Here is a 21693-nt window from a genome sequence, read left to right on the forward strand (position 1 = left end):
GAGGCGGAGGCGGATGCGGCGGCGGATGCGGCGGCGAAGGTGACCGCCCCGCACTCAGAGCTCGTCGATGTCGGTCGCGACAGCCGCCCCGCGCACGGCGAACCGGTCGCGCGTGGTCGTGTAGAAGCTGGCGCCGAACCGGGCCACCGGCGCGTAGTCGGCGAGGCGGACGCGCCAGGCATCCGTGTCGATCAGGTCGTCGCGGGTGTGGAGCGAGACGATCCGCCCGATCACGATCTCCCGGCTCTCGGTGAGCAGCGTCTCGTGCAGCACGCACTCGAACGCGACCGGGGCCGCCTCGATCGTGGGCGGCACGACCTTCTGCGACGGCCGGGTCGACAGGCCCACCGCCTCGAGCTCGCTGACCCCGTGCGGCAGCTTCTCGGCGCAGCGGTCGGCCGCCTCGGTGAGCGCCTCGTCGACCATGTGCACCACGAACTCGCCGCTCGACTCGATATTGCGCGCGGTGTCGCGCCGGCTGTCCGCGCTGCGGTTGAGGCTGACGAGCAGGAGCGGCGGCTCCTCCCCCAGCATGCAGAACATGCTGAACGGAGCCGCGTTCACGACGCCCGCCGCATCCACGGTGGTGACGAAGGCGATCGGCCGGGGCACGATCAGGCTCGCCATCAGCTTGTACCGCGGGTATTCACCGATCTCGGCGAAGTCGACGTCAGGCACGATGACTCTCTGCCCACCAGCCGAGCAGCAGGTCGCGGAGTGCCGCCCCCTCGTCGCCGGGGTACCGCACCCGGTCCCACTCGGCCGTGGCGAGCGCGAGCGTGTCCGCATCCAGCGTCACCTCGACGGCGTCGTAGACGACCGGGGTGTTGACGAACCCGGGGCGGTAGGACGGGTCTCGGGTGAGCGCGCGCTCGGTGCGGATGACCGGCTGCCGGAACTGCTCGACCGTGCGCTGCGTGTCGTAGGCGCGCAACTCGGGCACGGCGTCGAGGTCGGCGGCCGAGGCCCGCCAGCGCTGCACCCGCACGGGCTTGATCGAGAAGTTGCTGGTCTTCATCACGTCGGCGCCGCAGATGTTGGGCACCGCGAGCACGTCCATCACGGCGAGCAGCTCGACGTGATCGCCCGGCACCGACGACTGGCGGTGGATGACGGGCATCCCGTCGTCGACGCTCGTGGCCATGAAGAAGTTGAACGAGTCGTGCACGTCGTCCGGCGTCAGGCCGTACTCACGCTGGGCCTCGGCCTGGATGTCGGCGCAGTTCGTGTGCGCCGCGAAGCCGTACGCGGTCTCGTAGAGGTTCGCGCTGCAGCGCGGGAAGACGACGTCGTTGCAGTGCGCCGTGTCGGCGAGCAGGAACATCATCGCCCGCTCGCGCGGCGGCGACGACCAGAGGAAGTCGCCCGGCCCGGGGTTGATGCCGTGCAGCGTGCGGGTGCGGCCGGTGTGGAAGAACTCGCGGTAGTCGTGCAGGTTGAAGCAGTTGAAGTCGACGCACTGCGCGCCGTCGATCTGCTCGATGCGCAGCAGTTCGCCCGCGGCGACCTCGATCGCCTTGCCGGTTCCGGGCTCGAGCACCCACTCCTCCAGCAGCTCGCGCTCGGCGGGCACCGGATGCGCGAGGCGGCTCCGCCAGTCGTCGACCCGCCCCGAGACGGCGGGCACCGGCAGGCGCGAGACGGTTCCGGATGCGCGCTCCCGCACGGCCCGCGCCACCAGCCCGGCGAGGTCGGTCGCCTCACCCGCCGCGAGGCTGCGGTCGAGCAGCTCGCGCTGCTGGGCGTTGAGGTGGAGCGTGAGGCGGGTGAGGAGATCGGTCATGTCCTACAGTATGCGGTACATCAGGTTTCGGTATACGTAAACTCTACGTTTCGTGCACGTTACAGCGGCCGTGTGCGTCGGTTGTCGTATACTCGCCGCATGTCCGACAGCGAGACCAGCCAGGAGAACCGGGGCCAGCTGGCGTACGCAGCCCTCCGTGAGGCGATCATGGAGAACGCCTTGAAGCCCGGGACGAAGTTGCCCGAGGGCGACCTCGGCGCGCACTTCGGGGTGAGCCGCACGCTCATCCGGGCCGCGCTGGCACGACTCGCATCCGAGGGCCTGGTGGATGTCGGCAAGACGAAGTCGGCGACGGTCGCGCAGCCGAGCCGCGAAGAGGCCGAGGAGGCGTTCGCCGTGCGCCGCGCCCTCGAGCGCGAGGTCGCCCGGCTGGTGGCCGCGCGCTGGAGCCCCGCGCTCGAGAAGACGCTGCGGGCGCACATCGAGCAGGAGCGCAGCGCCTCGGAGGCCGGGCAGCACAAGCTGTCGGTGCGGCTGGGGGCCGAGTTCCACATCCTGCTCGCCGAGATGACGGGGAATGCGCTGCTGCGGCGGTACGTGTTCGAGATCCTGGGCCGCACGACGCTGATCATCGCGGTGCACGGCCAGGCGCATCCGCAGGCCGACAGCCTCGCCGAGCACCTCGAGCTGATCGAGGCGCTGAAGAAGGGCGACCGGGCCCTGGCCGAGGGGATCGTCGACCGGCACATCATCGCGGTCGAGGATCGCGCGCTCAGCCGGGCCGAGGAGGAGCCTGCGGCGCTCGCCGACATCCTGACCCGCTTCGCGCCTGCGCCTGCGCCCGCCTCCCGCTGACACCCCCGACTGTCCTCGACCCGTCACTCCTTGTCGCCATCGGCCGGGAATAGCGACAACAAGTGACGGATCGAGGACAGTCGGGGGGAGTCTCGGACGGTTGCGGACGAGGGGGCGTCCGGTAGCCTCGGCCTGGACGCGAGAGGAAGGTCGGATGGCATCGGTGATCAGCGCGGAACGGCGCGAACGGCTGCTCGCGCGCCTCGACTCCGACGGCGTCATCCGCCTCGAGGAGTCGGCGCTCGAGCTCGGCGTCTCGACCATGACCGTGCGCCGCGACCTCGAGGGGCTCGAGCGCGAGGGCATCCTGGTCCGCGTGCGCGGCGGCGCGGTCGCGACCGTGAAGGCCCAGCCCTTCGCCGAACGCCAGGGCGTCGACGACCTGGCCAAGACCGAGATCGCCCGCAAGGCCCTCGACCTGGTGCCGGCCACCGGCACCATCGCCGTCGACGCCTCCTCGACCTCGGGCCACCTGGTCGCCGCCGTGCGCGGCGCCGCAGACCTCGTCGTCGCCACCAACTCGGCCCACAACCACGCGCGGGCCCGCACCCTCCGGGGCGTCCGCGCGATCCTGCTCGGCGGCGAGCTCGAGCCGCAGACCGAGAGCTTCGTCGGCCCGATCGCCTGCGGGGCCGCCGCGATGCTCAACTACGACCGCTTCTTCACCTCGGCGAGCGCCGCCGACACAGAGCGCGGCACGAGCGAGACCATCATCGAAGAGGCCCAGGTCAAGCGCGAACTCGTCCGCGCCTCGCGGGAGACCGTGCTGCTGATCACCTCGGCCAAGCTCGGCCGCCGCGCGACCGCGGCCGGGATCCCCTGGTCGGACATCTCGATCGTCGTGACCGAACTCGACCCCACTGACCGGCAGCTGGACGGATTGCGAACTCTCGTCGAACTGCGTTGACGCTCCGCATCCCGCCTGTTATGTTTTGTGAAGTTCACACGACATGACATCCGATGGAGCATCCATGACCTCGCAGGCCGCCGCCGATCTGATCGCGCGCTCGAACCGTCTCGGTTCCGACCCGAAGAACACCAACTACGCCGGCGGCAACACCTCCGCCAAGGGTGTCGAGACCGACCCGGTGACCGGTGAGGATGTCGAGCTTATGTGGGTCAAGGGCTCGGGCGGCGACCTCGGCACCCTCAAGGAGTCGGGTCTCGCGGTGCTGCGGGTCGATCGCCTCCGCGCGCTGCAGAACGTCTATCCCGGCGTCGACCGCGAGGACGAGATGGTCGCCGCCTTCGACTACACGCTCTTCGGCAAGGGCGGCGCGGCCCCCAGCATCGACACCGCCATGCACGGTCTGGTCGACGCGAAGCACGTCGACCACCTGCACCCCGACTCCGGCATCGCCATCGCGACGGCGGCCGACGGCGAAGAGCTCACGCAGAAGATCTTCGGCGACAAGGTCGTCTGGGTGCCGTGGCGCCGCCCCGGCTTCCAGCTCGGGCTCGACATCGCCGAGATCAAGCGGCAGAACCCGAACGCGATCGGCACGATCCTCGGCGGTCACGGCATCACCGCCTGGGGCGAGACGAGCGAGGAGAGCGAGAAGAACTCGCTCTGGATCATCGACACCGCCGCCGCCTATATCGCCGAGCACGGCCGCACCGAGCCCTTCGGTCCCGCACTCGAAGGCTACGGCGCCCTGCCCGAGGCCGAGCGCCGCGCGAAGGCCGCCGCCCTCGCCCCGACCATCCGCGGTCTCGCCTCGACCGACAAGGCCCAGGTCGGCTCGTTCACCGACGCCGGCGTCGTGCTCGACTTCCTCGCCAGCACCGAGCACCCGCGCCTCGCCGCGCTGGGCACCAGCTGCCCCGACCACTTCCTGCGCACCAAGGTGAAGCCGATGGTGCTCGACCTGCCCGCCGACGCGTCGATCGAGGACTCCGTCGCCCGCCTGAAGGAGCTGCACGCCGAGTACCGCGCCGACTACCAGGCCTACTACGACCGCAACGCCACCGCCGACAGCCCCGCGCTCCGCGGTGCCGACCCGGCGATCGTGCTGGTCCCGGGCGTCGGGATGTTCTCCTACGGCGCCAACAAGCAGACCGCCCGCGTGGCCGGCGAGTTCTACATCAACGCCATCAACGTGATGCGCGGCGCCGAGTCGCTGTCGACCTACGCTCCCATCGACGAGGCCGAGAAGTTCCGCATCGAGTACTGGGCGCTCGAGGAGGCCAAGCTGCAGCGCCTGCCGAAGCCGAAGTCGCACGCGACGCGCATCGCGCTGGTGACCGGTGCCGCATCCGGGATCGGGAAGGCCATCGCCACCCGCCTCGCCGCCGAGGGCGCCTGCGTCGTGATCGCCGATCTCGACCTCGAGAAGGCCCAGGCCGCTGCGGCCGAGCTCGGCAACACGGATGTCGCGATCGGGGTGCGCGCCGACGTGACGAGCGAGGCCGACATCGCCGCCGGCATCCAGGCCGCCCTGCTGCAGTTCGGCGGGCTCGACCTCGTGGTCAACAACGCGGGACTGTCGATCTCGAAGCCGCTGCTGGAGACCACCGAGAAGGATTGGGACCTGCAGCACGACGTGATGGCCAAGGGCTCGTTCCTGGTCTCGAAGGCCGCCGCGCGCGTGCTGATCGAGCAGGATCTCGGGGGCGACATCATCTACATCTCGTCGAAGAACTCCGTCTTCGCCGGCCCGAACAACATCGCCTACTCGGCGACCAAGGCCGACCAGGCCCACCAGGTGCGGTTGCTTGCCGCCGAGCTCGGCGAGTACGGCATCAAGGTGAACGGCATCAACCCGGACGGCGTCGTGCGTGGCTCGGGCATCTTCTCCAGCGGCTGGGGCGCGAAGCGCGCCGCGGTCTACGGCGTGCCCGAGGAGGAGCTGGGCGCCTACTACGCCCAGCGCACCCTGCTGAAGCGCGAGGTGCTCCCCGACCACGTGGCCAACGCGGTGGCCGTGCTCACCGGCAGCGACCTCACCCACACGACCGGGCTGCACATCCCGGTCGACGCCGGTGTCGCCGCGGCCTTCCTCCGCTAGGCTCGCGCGCATGACCGCAGCAGTCGCCGCCGTCGACCTCGGCGCCACGAGCGGCCGCGTGATGCTCGGGTACGTGGGCCACGACGAGCTGCGGCTCGTGCCGGTGGCCCGCTTCCCGAACAACCCGGTGCGCATCCTCGACGGCCTGCACTGGAACATCCTCGAGCTCTACCGCAACGTCGTCGTCGGCCTCGGCTCGGCGGTGCGCGAGGAACCCGACATCCGCAGCATCGCGGTCGACTCCTGGGCCGTCGACTACGCGCTGATGCGGGGCGGGCGGATGCTCGGCAATCCGTACCACTACCGCGACGAGCGCACGGCGGCCGGTGTCGCGGCGACGCACGCGCTCACCGGGCCGGCCGAGCTGTACGCGGCGAACGGCCTGCAGTTCCTCAGCTTCAACACGCTCTACCAGCTGGCGGCCGAGCGCGTGGCCGGGTCGCTCGACCAGGCCGACTCGATGCTGCTGATCCCGGATCTGGTGAACTTCTGGCTGACCGGCGCCTCGCGCGCCGAGCAGACCAACGCCTCGACCACCGGGCTGCTGAACGTGCACAGCGGGCAGTGGGACGAGGAGCTGGTCACGCGGCTCGGCCTGCCCCGCGGCATCCTGCCCGAGGTGATCGCCCCGGGTTCGACCGTGGGCTCCCTGCTGCCTGCGGTCGCGGCCGAGATCGGCGCCTCGCCGTCGCTCGCCGTGAGCGCGGTCGGGTCGCACGACACGGCGTCCGCCGTGGTCGCGGTGCCGGCGACCGGGGACGACTTCGCCTACATCTCCAGCGGCACCTGGTCGCTCGTGGGGGTGGAGCTCGAGCATCCGGTGGTCTCGGAGGCGAGTCGCGAGGCGGGCTTCACGAACGAGGGCGGGGTCGACGGCCGCATCCGCTACCTCACCAATGTCTCAGGGCTCTGGCTGCTCTCGGAGTCGGTGCGAACCTGGGAGCGCTCGGGCGAGCAGATCGACCTGCCGAGCCTGATCTCGGCGGCGGCCGCCGTGCGGGGACCGGTCGCCGTCTTCGACGCCGGCGACCCCCGGTTCATCGCCCCCGGCGACATGCCGGCGAGGATCGCCGAGTGGTGCGCCGAGAACGGGATCGCCGCTCCTCAGAGTCGCGCCGAGTTCGCCCGGAGCATCCTCGAGAGCCTCGCCGAGGCCTATGCCGGAGCGATCGAGCGCGCCTCGGCCCTCTCGGGGAAGCGGATCGAGGTCATCCACGTCGTGGGCGGCGGATCGCAGAACACGCTGCTCTGCCAGCTGACCGCCGACCGCACCGGGCGGCCCGTGCTGGCCGGCCCGATGGAGGCCACGGCGATCGGCAACGTGCTCGTGCAAGCGCGGGCGCAGGGCCTGATCGCGGGCGACGCGTCGCTCGAGGGGCTCCGCGCGCTCGTGGCCAAGACCTTCTCGCCTGTTCGCTACGAGCCCAGCGCACACTGATCCCACGCTCAGGTTCGGTGCGCCCGGACCGTGTCAGAATTGCACGCCAGGCCATTTCCGAATCGGCTACAGAAGGTGCGACCCGACGACATGCGACGTGAACTGAACATCGTCAGCTACAACCTGCGAAAGCACCACGCGAGCGGCGAGCTGATCGACCTGTCGAAGCTCTACGACATCGACATCCTTTGCCTGCAGGAGTGCGACACCGCCGACATGCCCGAGCGCATCCAGCACCTCGTGCTCGCCGACTCGACGAAGACCAACCGGCTGGGGCTCGCGATCTACTACCGCGAGTCGCGGTTCGATCTCGTGACCACGCGGGTCTTCGCCCTGCGCAAGTCGATGCACGACCGCGTGATGGCGCCGGCGCACGAGCGGCTGCTCGCCGCGAAGCTGTTCGACAAGGAGCTCGGGCGCGAGCTGCTGGTCGGCTCGTTCCACGCCGCGCCGCTCACCGCCACGAACTCGCTGCGTCGCAAGCAGATCGCGGCCGCGCACGGGGCGCTGCGGATCATGGGCCCGGGGCTGCCGACCGTGATGGTGGGCGACTACAACTACCCGTGGTTCCGCAACAACCTGAGTGAGCGGATGGAGGAGTCGGGCTACCTGCTCTCGTTCAGCGACAAGCCGACCTACGCCCGGTACAAGTACTTCAAGGGTCACTTCGACTTCGTGACCTCGGCGCACACCCGTATCGACTCGATCGACACGCTCCCGCAGGGTGAGAGCGACCACCTCCCCATCCTCATCGTGGCGGGCGTCGAGGACTAGCCCCGCCCCACCCCGCCTCGGGTCCGTCGGCCCGCCCGGGTTGCCAGCAGCAGCGCGGCAACGCCGAACCCCGTGATCGACAGGGCCAGCGAGACCGGGATCGTCGGGGCGGCCCCCGTCTCGGCAAGCGCCGTCGTGCCGTCGGCCGCCGCTGGTGCATCCCGATCATCGGCATCGGGTGAAACAGCGTCGGGCTGGGCGACGCGCACCTCGCGGATATCGCTGGTGGAGGCACTGGCTCCCGCGAAGTAGGTGTCTCCCGAGTAGACGGCGGTGATCTCGAAGGGGCCAGGGCCGACGGGTCGATAGCGGATGGAAGCATTCGATGAGGTGAACAGCCACATCCGGCCGATGGACTCACCCGAGACGAAGAAGTCGATGTAGCCCACGGGCCGTGTCCCGTTCTTCCCCTCGAGGGGCAGCCCGCGCATCAGGACACCCGCACTGATGGTGATCGGCCCTCCTTCGGCGGCCGGCCCTTCTTGGGTGGCGACGAGACTCACGCTCGTCTCACCGGGAGTGATGGTGATGAGCGCGCGCGCTACCGAGGGTTCGAGCAGAGAACCGTCGGCGGGGAAGAAGTCGGCATTGATGGCGAACTGGCCGGGCGCCAGGATGTAGGGCCCAACGTAGCCGTCGCTCCCCCGAACGGCCCAGAGGTAGCTAACCTTTCCGTCGACGAGCTGCTCGTAGCCGGTCGAGGCACCGTCGTAGATGCGAAAGCGTACGGCGCCGACAGCCGGCGCCCCGTTCTCGTCGACCACCTCGACCGTGTAGACCAGCGGGCTGCCGAAAGGCATCGTCGTCGGCGTGAGGATCGTGGTGGTCGTGGCGAGCGGGCGCTCGGGGGCCGGGGCGACCTCCGGGTCGGCCGACGGCTCGGGTGCGGCCGGGGTCTCCGGGTCGGCAGACGGCTCGGGCGCGACCGGGGTCTCCGGGTCGGCGGACGGCTCGGGCGCAGCCAGGACCTCCGGCGCAGCCGACGGCTCGTCGACCGAGATCGTTGTCGATCCGGGTGCGGGGGGCGATTCCGCGAACGCGGCTGACGCAGGCACGAGCAGGCTCACCAGCAACGTGAGGCCAGCGACGAGGCCGGCCGGCCTCCCTCCGTGTCGACGTCGGTCGGCAGTGGACTTTCTGAACATGATTCCCCCCGGGGCTCGGCGCGACGAAGTCGTCACATTCAGGAGTGTCCGGTCGAGAAGAATTGTTCCCTGCGGGGGTTAACCCCCGGAGGGATCGGGTGGGGGGCTCCCTCGTGGGGGCGGGAGGGCGCGCCCTACGGTGGAGACGTGCGAAAGAAACTCGTCTTCCTCTGGTCCGCCGCGGCCGATCTCGCGATCGACGGCGTGCTGGGCACGGTGTGGTTCACCCTGGTCTTCACGCTGCTCGTCACCGGCATGAGCACGATCCCCGCGCTCGGCGTGGGCGTCGGTCTCCTGTGGCTGACCGCGTGGCTCGCCACCGGCATCCGGTTCGTCGAACGGCGCCGGGCCGAGGCGATCTACGGCATCACCATCACTCCCCCGCCGCGCCGGCTGACACCAAACACCGGCTTCCTGGGCTGGCTCGCCCAGGTGTTCCTCGACACGTTCTCGGCCGCGACCTGGAAGGGCGTGCTGCACCACTTCATCACCATGGTGCTCGGCTCGGTGTTCTTCGGGATCATCTCCGGCGCGGCCGGTCTGCTCGTCGACGTGAATCGCGGGGCACTCCTCCCCGGGCTCGCCGGCCCCGTCGTGACGGCGATCGCCGCCGTTCTCGCGCTCGCCGTCCTCGTGCTCTACACCGCCGTCGCCGGCCTGGCCGATCGGGCGCTCAGCAAGGCGCTGCTCGGCACCAGCCGCACGATCGCCCTCGAAGAACGCGTCGACGTGCTCCAGGATGCGCGGCGCGGGGCCGTCGACGCCGCCGCGGCCGAGCGGCAGCGGATCGAACGCGATCTGCACGACGGCGTGCAGCCGCGGCTGGTCTCGGTCGCGATGACCCTCGACATGGCCCGCGCGAAGCTCGCCGACGACGACCGCGCCGGCGCCTCGGCGCTGCTGGACGACGCCCACCGTGAGACCAAGCAGTCGATCACCGACCTGCGCCACCTGGCCCGCGGCATCCACCCCGCCGTGCTCACCGACCGCGGCCTCGACGCCGCCCTCTCGGCGGTGGCCCAGCACTGCACCGTGCCGACGACCGTGCGCGCCGACCTCCCGGTCCGGCCCTCGGCCGAGACCGAGGCCGTGCTCTACTTCGTCGTCTCAGAGGCGCTCACGAATGCGAGCAAGCATTCCCGGGCCTCCGGATGCTCGGTCAGCGTCATCCAGACACCCGCCGGTGTGCGTGCGGTCATCCTCGACAACGGCGTGGGCGGCGCAGCGGCCGGGCGCGGAGGCGGCGTCGGGCTCACCGGCATGACCGATCGCGTCCGCGCGGCCGGCGGAACCCTGACCATCTCCAGCCCCGAGGGCGGCCCGACCATCATCACCGTGGAGGTGCCATGCGCATTCTGATCGCCGAAGACTCCGTGCTGCTGCGCGCCGGTCTCGAACGCCTGCTCGCCGACGCCGGGCACACCCTGCTGCCGTCGGTCTCGACCGCCGAGGATCTGCTGCGGTCGGTCGCCGCCGATCGTCCCGATCTCGCGATCGTGGATGTGCGGATGCCGCCGACCTTCACCGACGAGGGCATCCGCGCGGCCGTGCTGCTGCGCTCGGGTGCCGGGCCCGCCCTCCCGGTGCTCGTGCTCTCGCAGTACGTCGAGGAGCGCTACGCCGCCGAGCTCATCGCCGGCGCCTCGGGCAGTCTCGGCTATCTGCTGAAAGACCGGGTCGCGGATGTCTCCGACTTCCTCGAGGCGGTCACGGCGGTCGGCTCGGGCCAGACCGTGCTCGACCCGGAGGTGGTGGCGCAGATCGTCATCCGCTCCCGGCGCAGCGACGAGCTGGCCGGGCTCACCGCCCGCGAGCGCGAGGCGCTGCAACTGATGGCCGAGGGGCGCTCGAACAGCTCGATCGCCGGGCGGATGCACGTGACCGAAGGCTCGGTCGAGAAGTTCATCTCGTCGATCTTCGGCAAGCTCGGGCTCTCGGCCGAGGAGAGCGGCAACCGCCGCGTTCTCGCGGTGCTGAAGTACCTGGGCGCCGATTCGCGGGCGTAGGCCCGTCCCCCTTTTTCTCCCTGACACTCACGAAGGACTGATCATGACGAACCCTCCTGTCTCCACCTCCCGCTCCAAGAACCGATCCCTGCGCATCGCGCTGCTCTCCGTCGGCTCGGCGCTGGTCGCCGGCCTCCTCGTCACCGGGTCGGTGCAGTTCGCCGCCGCCTCCACGGGGGAGGACGAGTCGGGCCGTTATCTCGTCGAGGAGGCGTTCACCGCGCTCGACATCGACGTGAGCGCGGCCGCCGTGACCGTGCGGTACGACGACGTCCCCGAGGCCGTGCTCGACTTCTCGGCCGGCCAGAAGGCGCTGCGCTTCGAGCACGAGGTGCGTGGCGACACGCTCGAAGTGCGCGTGGTGAACCGCGGTTGGTGGGTGTTCGGCCTGATCTCCGGCCCGTTCTCGGGGCTCGATTCGCCGCGGCTCGACGTGGTGCTGCCGAAGTCGCTCGCACCGGTCGCGCTCGACGTGCAGTCGTCGGCGGGCGACGTGGATGCGTCGGGCACGTTCGCCGCGACCGACCTGGAGACCTCGGCCGGCAACATCGACGTGGCCGGAAGTGCGGAATCGCTCCGGCTGAGCACGTCGGCCGGCAACATCGACGGCGCCGACCTCGAGGTGAGCGGAGACGTCTCGACCCACACCTCGGCAGGCAACGCCGATCTGTCGTTCGAGACGCTGCCCGCCGGACTCCGGATGCAGGGCTCGGCCGGCAACATCACCGCCGAGCTGCCCGCGGGAGAGTACGAGATCGACGCCTCGACGTCGTTCGGCACCGTCGACCGCGGGGTGCCGAGCACGCCGGGTGCCGACCGGCACTACTCGTTCGCGACCGACGCGGGCGACATCCACCTCCGGGCGCGCTAGGCCCTAGCCCTTCGCCGAGAAGTCACCTTTACGTCCATATCCCACGGGTTGGACGTAAAAGTGACTACTCGGCGAGGTGGGGGTGGGGTGGGGGCGGGGTGGGCGCGAGGTGCGGGGCCCACCCCACCCGGGACTAGCCGGCCGCGCAGGGGGTGAGGGACTCGACCTCGGGGGCCAGGGTGTTCGGGCCTCCGAGGAGCGTCACCCGGTCGGCACCCAGATCGCGGATCTGCTGCAGCGTCTCCGCCGGGATGCACGTGCCCGGGACCGTGAACAGCGGCGCACCGACCCGCGGGGCGAGCGCGGAGCCGGAGAGCGCATCCGGGAACTTCTCCCCGGTCGCGATCAGCACCCGGTCGGCCCGGTCGAAGAAGTGCGCGTCGATGGCCCGCGACGACTCGTACCGGTCGGCTCCCGCGAGACGCTCGGTCGGTGCGATCGCGTTCGCCGAAGCGAGGATGCCCGGGCTGACCGAGTTCTCACCGCCGGCGATCACGATCGAGGTGACCCCCAGGTCGCGCAGCAGCTGCTGCGTGGCCGCATCCAACTCGCCCGCGGCACCGTCGACCAGGATCACCGGACCCTGATCGCCGATCGCCGCGCCCGCCGAGAGGGCGTCGGGGAAGGTCGTCCCGGTCGCGAGCACCGCCATCGGGGCCGTGCCCGGGAACGCGTCGCGGGCGACGATCCGGGACGACTCGAAGCGGTCGGCGCCCTGCAGTCGCGAGACCGTCCCGAAGGCCGAGAGGGCCTTCTCGACCTCGAGGCTCACGGTCGAGGCGCCACCGACGATCACGATGCGCTCGGGGTTCAGGCGATCGAGCTCGGCACGCACCGAGTCGGGGAGGGTGCCGGCCTGCGTGAGCAGGATGGGCGCATCCGAGACCGCGGCGGCCGGAGCGGCCGAGAGCGCGTCGGGGAACACCTCGCCCGAGGCGACGTACACGACCTTCGACCCGTCCGGGAAGGCGTCGCGGGAGGCCGCGGCCGAGACCGCGTACCGGTCCTCGCCGTCGATGCGATCGGCCGCCGGGCGCACGCCGCCGGACTCGCCCGGGGGCAGCACCGACAGGGCGACCAGGCCGGCCTGCCCGTCCTGCCACTCGGTCGACAGGGCGACGTAGCGCGCGGTCTGACCGACCGGCACCGACCCGAAGGCCGAGCCCGCGGCGAGCGGGGCGACGTCGCGGAAGGTGATGCCGTCGTCGCTGACCGAGACCGTCGCGGCCGGGGTGTTCCGGCCGTCCCAGACGGTCGTGACCGTGCCGATCTCCTTCTCGGAACCGAGGTCGGTGACCATGCGGCCACCGGCGCCCGGGGTCCAGGAGGTCGCGGCATCCCCGTCGACGGCGAGCTCGGGCGAGGTCATCCCCGCGGGCAGCACCGAGGCCGGGAAGGTCAGCGTGCTGAGCGCGAGGTCGCGCACCGGGTAGGGCGCGGTGCCGGCAAAGGTCACCGTGGCGGCACCATTGCGGGCGGCACCGTCCAGCGGCACGGTACGGACGGCCTGGTTCTGCAGGTTCGTCAGCTCCACGCTCGCGGGGGCCGTGCTCGAGAGCTCGACCGTGCGGGCGTCGTCGACGGTCGCGGTGAGCGTTCCGCTCCTCGCCTCCGCCGTCGGCACCGACGCACGCGGCGTCAGCACGACCGCCGAACCGGCCGGAATGGCCAGGTCGAGGCTCGACGAGTTCTCTTCGAGGCGCTGGGTGCCCTCGAAGAGCGGCACCGAGTCGCCCGAGTAGGGCAGGTCGATCGTGGCCGTCACGGCGGCGCCGGTCAGGTTGAACGCGGTGAGGTAGCCGTCGATCGAGCTCACCTGCACGCCCTCGGCGGCCGTGGTGGGCTGGGGCGCGGCCTGCTGGGCGGCGGTGGCCGCGGCATCCCCGGGCACCATCTCGATCAGGAAGGGACCGGTCCCCTTGTCGGCCAGGCGCACCTTGTGCTCGTTTGCCTTCTCCGTCGACACGAGGATCGGGGCGTCGGTGTCGCGCACCACGAAGCCCGCCTCACCCTCGACGTTCAGCCACTTGCCCGTGCTCGAGGTGATCCGGTCGCCGACGTAGCGGAACGAGGCGGCGTCCTGCCAGGTCTCGCCGTCGAGCGAGGTCTGGATGCGGTACTCGCGTCCCGCCGAGGCCTCCCAGCCGAGCTGCACCTTCGACACGTCGACCGCGTCGCCGAGGTCGACCTGGATCCAGGAGTCGGCACGGAGGCGGTCGTCGCGGGAGACGGCCCAGCGGGTGTTCCCGTCGCCGTCGGTGACCGCGGAGGCGGGCTTCCCCGTGTCCTCGCTCGACGCGGTCGCCGGCTTGCGGGCGGCCAGGTCGACGCCCTCGGGAGAGAGGGCGCGGAAGTGGTAGAGCGAGTAGCCGTAGGTCGGAGCACCCTCGACACCCTGCATCCGCACGTAGCGCGCCTCGACCGGCGCGGCGACCTCGGAGCCCGGGGGCGTGAGCTCGACCGTGTCGGTGCGGGCGACGTTCGCGTCGGCGCTTCCCGTGTAGGCCTTCTGGGTGGTCCAGGTCTGCCCGTCGGTCGAGGTCTGCACGAGGTACCGGTCGCCCGCGCTGGCCTCCCAGGCCAGGCGCGCGGCCGAGACGGTCTGCTCCTGGCCGAGGTCGACCTGGATCCAGGAGTCGGTGCGCGTGCGGTCGGCGGTCGAGACGGCCCAGCGGCTCGACGCATCCGCATCCGTCACCTTCGAGGCGCCGCGGCCGTTCGCCGTGTCCTCGCTCGAGGCCTGGGCGGGCTTGCCCGCGGCCAGGTCGGAGGTGACCAGGGGGTCGGAGCCGTAGACGTGGAACGAGAACAGCGAGTAGCCGAACTTCGCATTGCCCTGCTGGCCCTGCATGCGGATGTAGCGTGCCGTCACCGGGTCGAAGGTGAGCGTGTCGACGCGCGCCGCCTTGGCGTCGAGCGGGTCGGCGGGGCGCACGACGGGCAGCGGTGCCGAGGTGACCTCGCCCTCCGCGGTCGTGTAGGTGCGGGTGCCGTCGAGGCCGTCGTAGCCGTTGAGGTTCAGGTTGCGCACGGTGACGCTGCCGTCGTCGGATCCCGCTCCGGTGGAGGCGTAGACCGCCGCACCGGTCGGGAGGGTGGCCTGCCCGGCGTAGCCGTCGCCGATCCGGAACACGGATGCGGTGCCCTCGAAGCCGTCACGCGGACCGGTGTAGGTGGTCGTCACCCGGTCGTCGACCTTCGCCGAGGTCTTCGGGTAGAGGTACGGGTTCGAGCCCGAGATGTTGAACAGCCAGGAGTCGTGGCTCGGCACCCAGGGGAACTTGACGAAGCCGTCGTGGCTGGAGGCCGCGGCCCACGCGTCGGAGGACTGCTGCACCGTGAGGCCGGGGACCGCACCGAAGTCACGCACGCCGGAGAGGTGCTGGAAGAACTCGTCCTCGGGAGTGGGCTGCACGACGCCGTCGGCCGACTCGGCGGCCTCGACGTGCAGGAGGTAGGAGATGCCGATCTCGGCGCGCGCCTCGGGCTCGTACTTCGGCTCGCCGGAGAACTTGGCGAGGCGGTAGACGGGCTCGTAGGCCTGATAGTCCTCGAGCGCCGAGGCCAGTCCGGCCTCCGCCCGCACCGCGTCGGGGTCGCGCTGCACCTGGCCGAGGAAGGCCATCGGCAGCACGTCGCGGCCGTAGAGGTACTCGCGGTCGTTGACCATCGGCATGAAGGGCTCGCCCTGCGCCGACATCACCATCTTCACCGACTCCCAGAGCTCGGCCGAGTTGGGCTGGTGGGTGAGGATCTCGGGCAGCGGCTGGTCGTTCAGGATGAACTGGATCGCATTGCGCCCGCCCGAGCGCCAGATGTCGGACTGGTAGTGCGGGCCGAACGATCCGTGGTTCTCGACGATGTAGGTGTCGTGGATCGTGTGCATCGTGTTGCTGGAGACCGGGGCTCCGGCGACCACGGCCGGGTTGTTGAGGTCGGCGGTGGGCTGGCCGGCGGCGTTGCGGCCCCAGTCGTTGAGCTGCTGGGACCACCGGGCGGCGTCGGGGTTCTCGGGCGCCCAGGCGAGGCCGGGTGCGAGGGCCTGGGTGTAGACGCCGGATTCCTCCTGGGCCGTGTCGCCCAGGTACTTGCCGGTCGGCCAGTCGGCGGTCCAGCTGCCGGAGAGCGGGTCGTTGCCGTAGGCGAGGTCGGCCGTGTAGGCCGACTGCCCGGTCGCGATCGTGGTCAGGTTCGCCTGGGTCTGCGCATCCAGCTGGTCCCAGAGGAGCTTGCCTGCGTCGAGGAAGTAGGACTGGAAGGTCGAATCCCAGAACAGCTGCTTGCCCCAGTTGCCGGCCGGGTTGACCAGCCGGTTCGAGGCGGCGTAGCGGGTGATCGTGGAGAGCGTCTTCTGGCGCAGCTCCTCCTTCGAGATGCCGGCGAGCTGCTCGTCGTACTCGCCGTGCGTGAGGAGCACGGCGTTGCCGAGCACGACGCCGAAGTTGAAGTCCTTGAGCTGGTAGGCGTTGATCGCCGGATCCCAGACCGTGTTCACCCAGCGGGTGTGGCGGAGGAGGGCCGCGTAATAGTCGGCGGCGATGGAGTCGGGGGCGTCGTAGGCGGGGGGTGCGGCGTCGGCGGGGGCGGGCTGGGCTGCTTGGCCGGTGTGGGCTGCTCCGGCTGCGGTGCCGGTCGCGGTGCCGCCGGTCGCTGCAGCGGCCGGGGCCGCGACGGCGAGGAGGGGGATGGCGACGCAGACGGCGGCAGCGGTGCCGATCGCCTTGCGGAACGCCCGGGAGCGGCGGGAGCGGCGGGAGCCGCCATCCGGGTCGGTGAGGGCCTCGGTGCCCCGGGCGGGGCTGAGGCGGGCTGGTCGGGTCATGTCGTCTCCTGTGAGAAGTACGCGCCTCGAGGGTGGAGTGCTGCGCAGGTCGGACTCATGACACCCGCCGCCATAGGACAACGTTGTCATGTGGGTTTCGACGAGACTATCCACAGCGTCCCCTCCAGGTCAACCACCCTTCGACAGGACGGTAATCTTGGTGCGATGACCATCACCGCTTCCGCCGACGGCTCCGCGCTCGGCAATCCCGGGCCCGCGGGCTGGGCCTGGTACGTCGACGACGACACCTGGGGGGCCGGCGGCTGGCCGCACGGCACCAACAACATGGGCGAGCTGAAGGCGGTGCTCGAGCTCTTCCGCGCCACCGCGCACGTCGACGACGATCTGCACGTGCTCTGCGACAGCCAGTACGTGATCAACACGATCACGAAGTGGATGCCGGGGTGGAAGCGCAAGGGCTGGCGCAAGGGCGACGGCAAGCCGGTGATGAACCTCGACCTCATCAAGGAGATCGACGACGCCATCCGCGGCCGCCGGTACACCTTCGAGTGGGTGCGCGGCCACGTCGGGCACGTGATGAACGAAGCGGCGGATGCGCGGGCTCGCGCGGCCGCGGAGGCCTACCAGCGCGGGCGCGAGCCCGACACGGGCCCCGGTTTCCCGGGGGCCGCGCCGGTCGCCCCGGCTTCGCCTTCGTCAGCTGCGTCGTCGGCGCCGGCCGCCGCGCCCGTCACGCCGCCTCCCGCCACGCTGTTCTAGCGGGCGGGTCGGCTTCTCGCCGACGGCTCTGCCTTGAGGTCGCTGGTCCCGTCCCAGAGCGGATCGGCTATGAGCGCGCGAACCGGCGACGCCGACGGAGGACGACGAGGAGTGCGCCACCGAGCACGGCCGCGGCGGCGAATAGGAGCGACGGCGCCCCATCCATCGCGCCGGTCTCGGCGAGCGCCGTGGTGCCGTCGCCGGCCGGGATGGCGGGAACCTCGCTGTCGGTGACGGGGGCGGGGAGGACCTGGAGGAACCAGGGCTCCTCGTTCGCGGAGGCGCGGTAGCGGGAATCGCCGAAGTAGACGGCTCCGATCGCGTACTCGCCGGCCACGGGCCAGGTCGTCGGCAGGAGGGCCCAGCCGTCGCGCACCTCCGCCGTCCCGGCGTAGCGGCCCTCGATCGAGAAGTCGACCGTGCCGCTGACGGCGTAGCGGGCCGGACCCTCGTCGAGCGGCAGCCCGTCCACGACCCGAGCGACGAGGTCGTAGTCCCAGTCGGTGCGGGTGCGCTGGCGGATGTCGTCGCCCGGCGCGATCTCGATGCGGGTCGGGCGAGGGGCGATCGTGACCACCCCGACCGTCTCGGACGGCGCGAGCAGCGAAGGATCGGCCGGCGTGAACGAGACGGAGAGGGGCTGAGTGCCGACGTCGAGCACGGCGGAGCGTGAGGGTTCGTGGGTTCCGTCCTCGGGGCCGCGGAAGGTGTAGGTCACCCGGCCGTCCTCGAGGAGGAGGTCCGGACCAGGGATGCCGAGGCCTGCGACCACGGGGGTCACGGAACCGGCGGCGGGCAGGCCGTTCGCATCCGTCACCGTGATGGAGAACGTCAGCAGGTCGCCGTACTCCAGGCCCACGGGCACGTCGAGGGTCACCGAGGTGGCCACGGGGGCGGCCGGCGCGGGCGCCTCAGCCGTGGGCGCCGTGGTTGCGGGCGGGTCGACGGATGCGGGCGCCGTCGGGGCAGGCGGGTCGACGGGCGCGGGCGCGGCGTGGGCCGCCCCGGCGCCGAGGGTCAGTGCGGTCAGCACGACGGCGGCAGCGGTCGCGCCGGCGAACCTGGCGGCCAACCGGGCGGGGGCTCGCCGGGGAGCGCGGGGCGGGCGTGCGGGCATGGGGTCCTCCTGGCTGTGGCCGGCGCATCCGGCTCTGTCTGGGAGTGTCCGCACCCCCGCATCCGGTTCCATCGGCCCGGCCCACCCCTGCCAGACGATCGAGCAGGATCGGAGAAGCGGCGCGAGGGGGCGGTTCCTAGACTGGCCGGGACGAGAGGACGATCATGGCCACGAAGGACACGACCGAGGAGGGCTTCTCCGCCGAGGAGCGCGCCGCGATGAAGGAGCGGGCGGCCGAGCTGCGCGCCGCGAAGCGTAAGGCCGGCGGCAAGGGCAAAGATGCCGAGGCCGAGGTGCTCGCGAAGATCGCCGAGCTCGAACAGCCCGACCGGGGCATCGCCGAACGACTGCACGCCCTCATCCTCGAGGCCGCACCCGACCTGACGCCGAAGACCTGGTACGGGATGCCCGGCTACGCGAAGGACGGGAAGGTGCTCGTCTTCTTCCAGAGCTCGGCGAAGTTCAAGACCCGGTACTCCACCCTCGGCTTCAACGACTCGGCGCGGCTGGACGACGGAGACCTCTGGCCCACCGCCTACGCCGTCGCCGACCTCACCCCGGCCGTCGAGAAGACCGTCTCGGCCCTGATCGCGAAGGCGGCCGCAGCGCAAGGGGGTGCGTAGTCAGGTCACCGGCCTACGGTGAAGGGATGAAAGCACTCCAGTACACGCGTGTCGGTTCCCACCCCGAGGTCGTCGAGATCGAGAAGCCCTCGCCCGGCCCCGGCCAGGTGCTGCTCAAGGTGACGGCGGCCGGCGTCTGCCACTCCGACGAGTACGTGATGAGCCTCTCCGAGGAGGAGTACACCGCCGCGGGCTACCCCCTGCCCCTCACGCTCGGCCACGAGGGCGCGGGCATCGTCGACGAGCTCGGCGAGGGCGTCGAGCACCTCGCGGTCGGCGACGCCGTCGCGGTCTACGGACCGTGGGGCTGCGGCCGCTGCCACAACTGCTCACAGGGCAAGGAGAACTACTGCACCAACGCCCAGGCCGAGGGCATCAAGCCGCCCGGCCTCGGCGCGCCCGGCTCGATGGCCGAGTACATGATCGTCGACGACGCCCGGCACCTGGTGCCGCTCGGCGACCTCGACCCGGTCGAGAACGTCTCGCTGACGGATGCGGGGCTCACCCCGTACCACGCCATCAAGAACTCGCTGCCGAAGCTCGGTGCGGGCACCTACGCGGTGGTGATCGGCACCGGCGGGCTCGGGCACGTCGCCATCCAGATCCTCCGAGCGCTCTCCGGCGCCCAGGTGATCGCCCTCGACATCAACGACGAGAAGCTCGAACTCGCCCGCGAGGTCGGCGCCCACCACACCGTGATCAGCGACGAGTCGGCGGCGGATGCGATCCGCGAGATCACGGGCGGGCTCGGTGCGAATGCCGTGTTCGACTTCGTGGGCGCGAACCCGACGATCGCCACGGCGGTGGCCGTCGCGGCCGCCGAGGCGGACGTCACCATCGTCGGGATCGGCGGGGGCACGGCGCACGTCGGTTTCGGTTCGGTCGCCTTCGACGCAGCGATCCGTGTTCCCTACTGGGGCACCCGCGGAGAGCTGATCGAGGTGCTCGATCTCGCGCGCGCAGGCCAGGTCGGGGTCGAGATCCAGACCTACTCGCTCGACGACGGGCCGAAGGCCTACGAGGCGCTGGCCGCCGGCACCATCCGGGGCCGGGCCGTCATCGTTCCGTAGCCGTCTCAGTTGCCGTCGAGGGTGCCGGACTCGTCGACCGTGGTCGGCACGGGGGTTCCGGTCTCGCTCGGGGTGGGCGTCGGCGAGCCGGTGACGGGCGACGTGCCCTCCGGGTAGGTCTGTGCCCCGCCGTTGCAGCCGGCGAGACCGATCACGGCGCCGGCCGCGATCATCGTGCCGGCGACGAGGGATCGGATGCGGTTCTGGGTGAAGGATCGGTTGCTCATGCTTCCATCCAACCCCGGTCTCGCAGAAGGCGGACGGGGTTGCGCAATGCGCGCGATCACGCTCCACTCCCCTCCCGATGCCGCTCGGCCGCTCCCGGCCTAGGCTCGCCGGCATGAGCACGGATCACGAGAAGACCCCCGACGACAAGACCACCCGGGACGAGTTCCGCGACGCCGTCACGATGACGGCCTCCGAGCTCCGCCACTGGCTCGACACCGACGAGTCGAAGTCGGTCGGCCAGAAGCCCTCGGGCGGCGGCGAGTCGACGGGGCACGAGAGCGGGCGCCACATCATCCGCATCCTCGACAAGAAGCAGGGCGACTACACCGACGCCGACTACACCCACATGCGGAAGGTGGTCGGCTACGTCGCCCGCCACTCGGCGCAGCGACCCGACGGAGACGTCCAGGACACGGCGTGGCGGTATTCGTTGATGAACTGGGGCCACGATCCGCTGAAGGAGTAGCGGGCGCCGCGGCGGCGACAGGGGTCGCAGCATCCATCAGATCAAATATGATCTACAGGTGACTTCCACCGATGGTTCGCACCCCGCTCCCCTCTCGCTGCGGGAGGTCGGGATCCGCTTCGAACGGAGCGGCGAACCCGACCTGGTCATCATCGACGACCTGTCCCTCGACGTCGAGGCCGGGCAGATGCACTGCCTCGCCGGGCGGAGCGGCTCGGGCAAGACCAGCATCCTGAAGGCCACCGCCGGCCTCGTGCGGCCGACCTCGGGCGACATCGCCTGGTCGGGCACGAGCATCGGCAGCCAGAGCGACGACCGGGTCACCGCCTTCCGTCGCCGTCACGTCGGCTACCTCGACCAGGGCGGTGTGCTGATCAGCGGCCTGACGGCGCTCGAGAACGTGCTGCTTCCCGCGGTTCCCGACCGTGAGACGCGCGACCGCGGCCGCAAGGCACGCGACCTGCTGACCCGGCTCGGGGTGGGCGGGCGGATGCGGTCCAAGCCCGAACAGCTCTCCGGCGGCGAGCGGCAGCGGGTCGCGCTGGCCCGCGCGCTGCTCTTCGACCCCCAGCTGCTGGTCGTCGACGAGCCGACCGCGAGCCTCGACCGAGCGAACGCGGACTCGGTGATCACGCTCCTGCGCTCGATCGCCGATTCCGGCACGGCGGTCGTCGTCTCGGCGCACGACCAGAACCTGATCGACGCCGCCGACACCGTCACGGTCATGGCGTGAGCGGGCATGGCGTGAGCGGGCACGGCCGTCGCGGTCCGGGCGTGCGCCGAGGCGGCAACGCGCCCGCCGCCTC

Annotated in this window: 19 protein-coding genes; 13 read left to right on the top strand and 6 right to left on the bottom strand. The window is 71.1% G+C overall.

Annotated elements, in window-relative coordinates:
• Positions 1-54 precede the first annotated feature (54 nt).
• A complete protein-coding gene (locus HSO01S_RS16235) occupies positions 55-678 on the bottom strand; it encodes a flavin reductase family protein (protein WP_218003825.1) in 624 nt (207 codons plus the stop codon).
• On the bottom strand, positions 671-1783 hold the full coding sequence (locus HSO01S_RS16240; RefSeq protein WP_066043366.1) for a DUF1989 domain-containing protein: 1113 nt from the start codon (positions 1781-1783) through the stop codon (positions 671-673). Before HSO01S_RS16240 ends, HSO01S_RS16235 begins: the two co-directional genes overlap by 8 nt.
• A 99-nt stretch (positions 1784-1882) precedes the next feature.
• Here HSO01S_RS16240 and HSO01S_RS16245 point away from each other — a divergent pair, with 99 nt between their 5' ends.
• The 5 genes from HSO01S_RS16245 (at position 1883) to HSO01S_RS16265 (ending at position 7819) form a co-directional block, all read left to right on the top strand.
• The gene (locus tag HSO01S_RS16245) at positions 1883-2599 is read left to right on the top strand and encodes a GntR family transcriptional regulator (protein WP_066043367.1); all 717 of its coding nucleotides are present in this window, start codon (positions 1883-1885) and stop codon (positions 2597-2599) included.
• A 154-nt stretch (positions 2600-2753) separates the two neighbouring features.
• Positions 2754-3506 carry a DeoR/GlpR family DNA-binding transcription regulator gene (locus tag HSO01S_RS16250; protein WP_066043368.1) on the top strand — a complete coding sequence of 251 codons (753 nt, stop codon included), beginning with the start codon at positions 2754-2756 and terminating at the stop codon, positions 3504-3506.
• 43 nt (positions 3507-3549) lie between these two features.
• Positions 3550-5607 carry a bifunctional aldolase/short-chain dehydrogenase gene (locus HSO01S_RS16255; RefSeq protein WP_373280214.1) on the top strand — a complete coding sequence of 686 codons (2058 nt, stop codon included), beginning with the start codon at positions 3550-3552 and terminating at the stop codon, positions 5605-5607.
• 10 nt (positions 5608-5617) lie between these two features.
• Positions 5618-7045: a rhamnulokinase gene (locus HSO01S_RS16260; protein ID WP_066043370.1), complete on the top strand. Its 1428-nt coding sequence runs from the start codon at positions 5618-5620 to the stop codon at positions 7043-7045.
• A gap of 90 nt (positions 7046-7135) precedes the next feature.
• Complete coding sequence (locus tag HSO01S_RS16265) at positions 7136-7819, top strand: endonuclease/exonuclease/phosphatase family protein (protein ID WP_066043371.1); 684 nt, start codon at positions 7136-7138, stop codon at positions 7817-7819.
• On the opposite strand, the gene HSO01S_RS16270 is transcribed toward HSO01S_RS16265, so the two are convergent.
• A complete protein-coding gene (locus HSO01S_RS16270; protein ID WP_157079120.1) occupies positions 7816-8874 on the bottom strand; it encodes an Ig-like domain repeat protein in 1059 nt (352 codons plus the stop codon). The two genes, HSO01S_RS16265 and HSO01S_RS16270, sit on opposite strands and share 4 nt — an antisense overlap.
• Before the next feature lie 237 nt (positions 8875-9111).
• Here HSO01S_RS16270 and HSO01S_RS16275 point away from each other — a divergent pair, with 237 nt between their 5' ends.
• Genes HSO01S_RS16275 through HSO01S_RS16285 form a run of 3 tightly spaced genes read left to right on the top strand, consistent with a single transcriptional unit; the run spans position 9112 to position 11841 of the window.
• A complete protein-coding gene (locus HSO01S_RS16275) occupies positions 9112-10323 on the top strand; it encodes a sensor histidine kinase (protein ID WP_066043373.1) in 1212 nt (403 codons plus the stop codon).
• Positions 10311-10970, top strand: coding sequence for a response regulator transcription factor (locus HSO01S_RS16280; protein WP_066043374.1), 660 nt, complete (start codon positions 10311-10313; stop codon positions 10968-10970). The genes HSO01S_RS16275 and HSO01S_RS16280 overlap by 13 nt, the downstream gene beginning before the upstream one ends.
• A 43-nt stretch (positions 10971-11013) precedes the next feature.
• A complete protein-coding gene (locus HSO01S_RS16285) occupies positions 11014-11841 on the top strand; it encodes a DUF4097 family beta strand repeat-containing protein (protein ID WP_066043375.1) in 828 nt (275 codons plus the stop codon).
• Between the two features lie 133 nt (positions 11842-11974).
• On the opposite strand, the gene HSO01S_RS16290 is transcribed toward HSO01S_RS16285, so the two are convergent.
• On the bottom strand, positions 11975-16663 hold the full coding sequence (locus tag HSO01S_RS16290; protein ID WP_066043376.1) for a discoidin domain-containing protein: 4689 nt from the start codon (positions 16661-16663) through the stop codon (positions 11975-11977).
• Positions 16664-16828: 165 nt separating this feature from the next.
• On the opposite strand from HSO01S_RS16290, the gene HSO01S_RS16295 reads away from it, so the two are divergent.
• Entirely contained in the window at positions 16829-17383 is a 555-nt protein-coding gene (locus tag HSO01S_RS16295; protein ID WP_084361765.1) for a ribonuclease H family protein, read from the top strand.
• Between the two features lie 67 nt (positions 17384-17450).
• On the opposite strand, the gene HSO01S_RS16300 is transcribed toward HSO01S_RS16295, so the two are convergent.
• A complete protein-coding gene (locus tag HSO01S_RS16300; protein WP_157079121.1) occupies positions 17451-18500 on the bottom strand; it encodes an Ig-like domain-containing protein in 1050 nt (349 codons plus the stop codon).
• Positions 18501-18664: 164 nt separating this feature from the next.
• Here HSO01S_RS16300 and HSO01S_RS16305 point away from each other — a divergent pair, with 164 nt between their 5' ends.
• Positions 18665-19123, top strand: a complete 459-nt coding sequence (locus HSO01S_RS16305) for an iron chaperone (RefSeq protein ID WP_066043378.1) — start codon at positions 18665-18667, stop codon at positions 19121-19123.
• 26 nt (positions 19124-19149) lie between these two features.
• A complete protein-coding gene (locus HSO01S_RS16310; RefSeq protein ID WP_066043379.1) occupies positions 19150-20193 on the top strand; it encodes an NAD(P)-dependent alcohol dehydrogenase in 1044 nt (347 codons plus the stop codon).
• Positions 20194-20198: 5 nt separating this feature from the next.
• Here HSO01S_RS16310 and HSO01S_RS16315 read toward each other — a convergent pair whose 3' ends face one another.
• Entirely contained in the window at positions 20199-20420 is a 222-nt protein-coding gene (locus HSO01S_RS16315) for a hypothetical protein (protein WP_066043380.1), read from the bottom strand.
• A gap of 113 nt (positions 20421-20533) precedes the next feature.
• Between HSO01S_RS16315 and HSO01S_RS16320 the strand changes: the two genes are divergently transcribed.
• Both HSO01S_RS16320 and HSO01S_RS16325 read left to right on the top strand, forming a co-directional pair.
• On the top strand, positions 20534-20887 hold the full coding sequence (locus HSO01S_RS16320; protein ID WP_066043381.1) for a DUF3140 domain-containing protein: 354 nt from the start codon (positions 20534-20536) through the stop codon (positions 20885-20887).
• A gap of 58 nt (positions 20888-20945) precedes the next feature.
• Complete coding sequence (locus tag HSO01S_RS16325) at positions 20946-21620, top strand: ABC transporter ATP-binding protein (protein ID WP_245636038.1); 675 nt, start codon at positions 20946-20948, stop codon at positions 21618-21620.
• The last annotated feature ends 73 nt before the right edge of the window (positions 21621-21693 follow it).

The organism is Herbiconiux solani NBRC 106740, from assembly GCF_001571005.1.
In the GTDB taxonomy this organism is placed as follows: Bacteria; Actinomycetota; Actinomycetes; order Actinomycetales; family Microbacteriaceae; genus Herbiconiux; species Herbiconiux solani.

What these genes read in the sequence shown, in the direction of transcription:
- HSO01S_RS16305 (WP_066043378.1), top strand. Translation starts at nt 18,665, where the DNA reads ATGGCCACGAAGGACACGACCGAGGAGGGCTTCTCCGCCGAGGAGCGC.
- HSO01S_RS16300 (WP_157079121.1), bottom strand. Translation starts at nt 18,500, where the DNA reads ATGCCCGCACGCCCGCCCCGCGCTCCCCGGCGAGCCCCCGCCCGGTTG.
- HSO01S_RS16240 (WP_066043366.1), bottom strand. Translation starts at nt 1,783, where the DNA reads ATGACCGATCTCCTCACCCGCCTCACGCTCCACCTCAACGCCCAGCAG.
- HSO01S_RS16310 (WP_066043379.1), top strand. Translation starts at nt 19,150, where the DNA reads ATGAAAGCACTCCAGTACACGCGTGTCGGTTCCCACCCCGAGGTCGTC.
- HSO01S_RS16315 (WP_066043380.1), bottom strand. Translation starts at nt 20,420, where the DNA reads ATGAGCAACCGATCCTTCACCCAGAACCGCATCCGATCCCTCGTCGCC.
- HSO01S_RS16285 (WP_066043375.1), top strand. Translation starts at nt 11,014, where the DNA reads ATGACGAACCCTCCTGTCTCCACCTCCCGCTCCAAGAACCGATCCCTG.
- HSO01S_RS16265 (WP_066043371.1), top strand. Translation starts at nt 7,136, where the DNA reads ATGCGACGTGAACTGAACATCGTCAGCTACAACCTGCGAAAGCACCAC.
- HSO01S_RS16320 (WP_066043381.1), top strand. Translation starts at nt 20,534, where the DNA reads ATGAGCACGGATCACGAGAAGACCCCCGACGACAAGACCACCCGGGAC.
- HSO01S_RS16290 (WP_066043376.1), bottom strand. Translation starts at nt 16,663, where the DNA reads ATGACCCGACCAGCCCGCCTCAGCCCCGCCCGGGGCACCGAGGCCCTC.
- HSO01S_RS16245 (WP_066043367.1), top strand. Translation starts at nt 1,883, where the DNA reads ATGTCCGACAGCGAGACCAGCCAGGAGAACCGGGGCCAGCTGGCGTAC.
- HSO01S_RS16250 (WP_066043368.1), top strand. Translation starts at nt 2,754, where the DNA reads ATGGCATCGGTGATCAGCGCGGAACGGCGCGAACGGCTGCTCGCGCGC.
- HSO01S_RS16260 (WP_066043370.1), top strand. Translation starts at nt 5,618, where the DNA reads ATGACCGCAGCAGTCGCCGCCGTCGACCTCGGCGCCACGAGCGGCCGC.
- HSO01S_RS16255 (WP_373280214.1), top strand. Translation starts at nt 3,550, where the DNA reads ATGACATCCGATGGAGCATCCATGACCTCGCAGGCCGCCGCCGATCTG.
- HSO01S_RS16280 (WP_066043374.1), top strand. Translation starts at nt 10,311, where the DNA reads ATGCGCATTCTGATCGCCGAAGACTCCGTGCTGCTGCGCGCCGGTCTC.
- HSO01S_RS16295 (WP_084361765.1), top strand. Translation starts at nt 16,829, where the DNA reads ATGACCATCACCGCTTCCGCCGACGGCTCCGCGCTCGGCAATCCCGGG.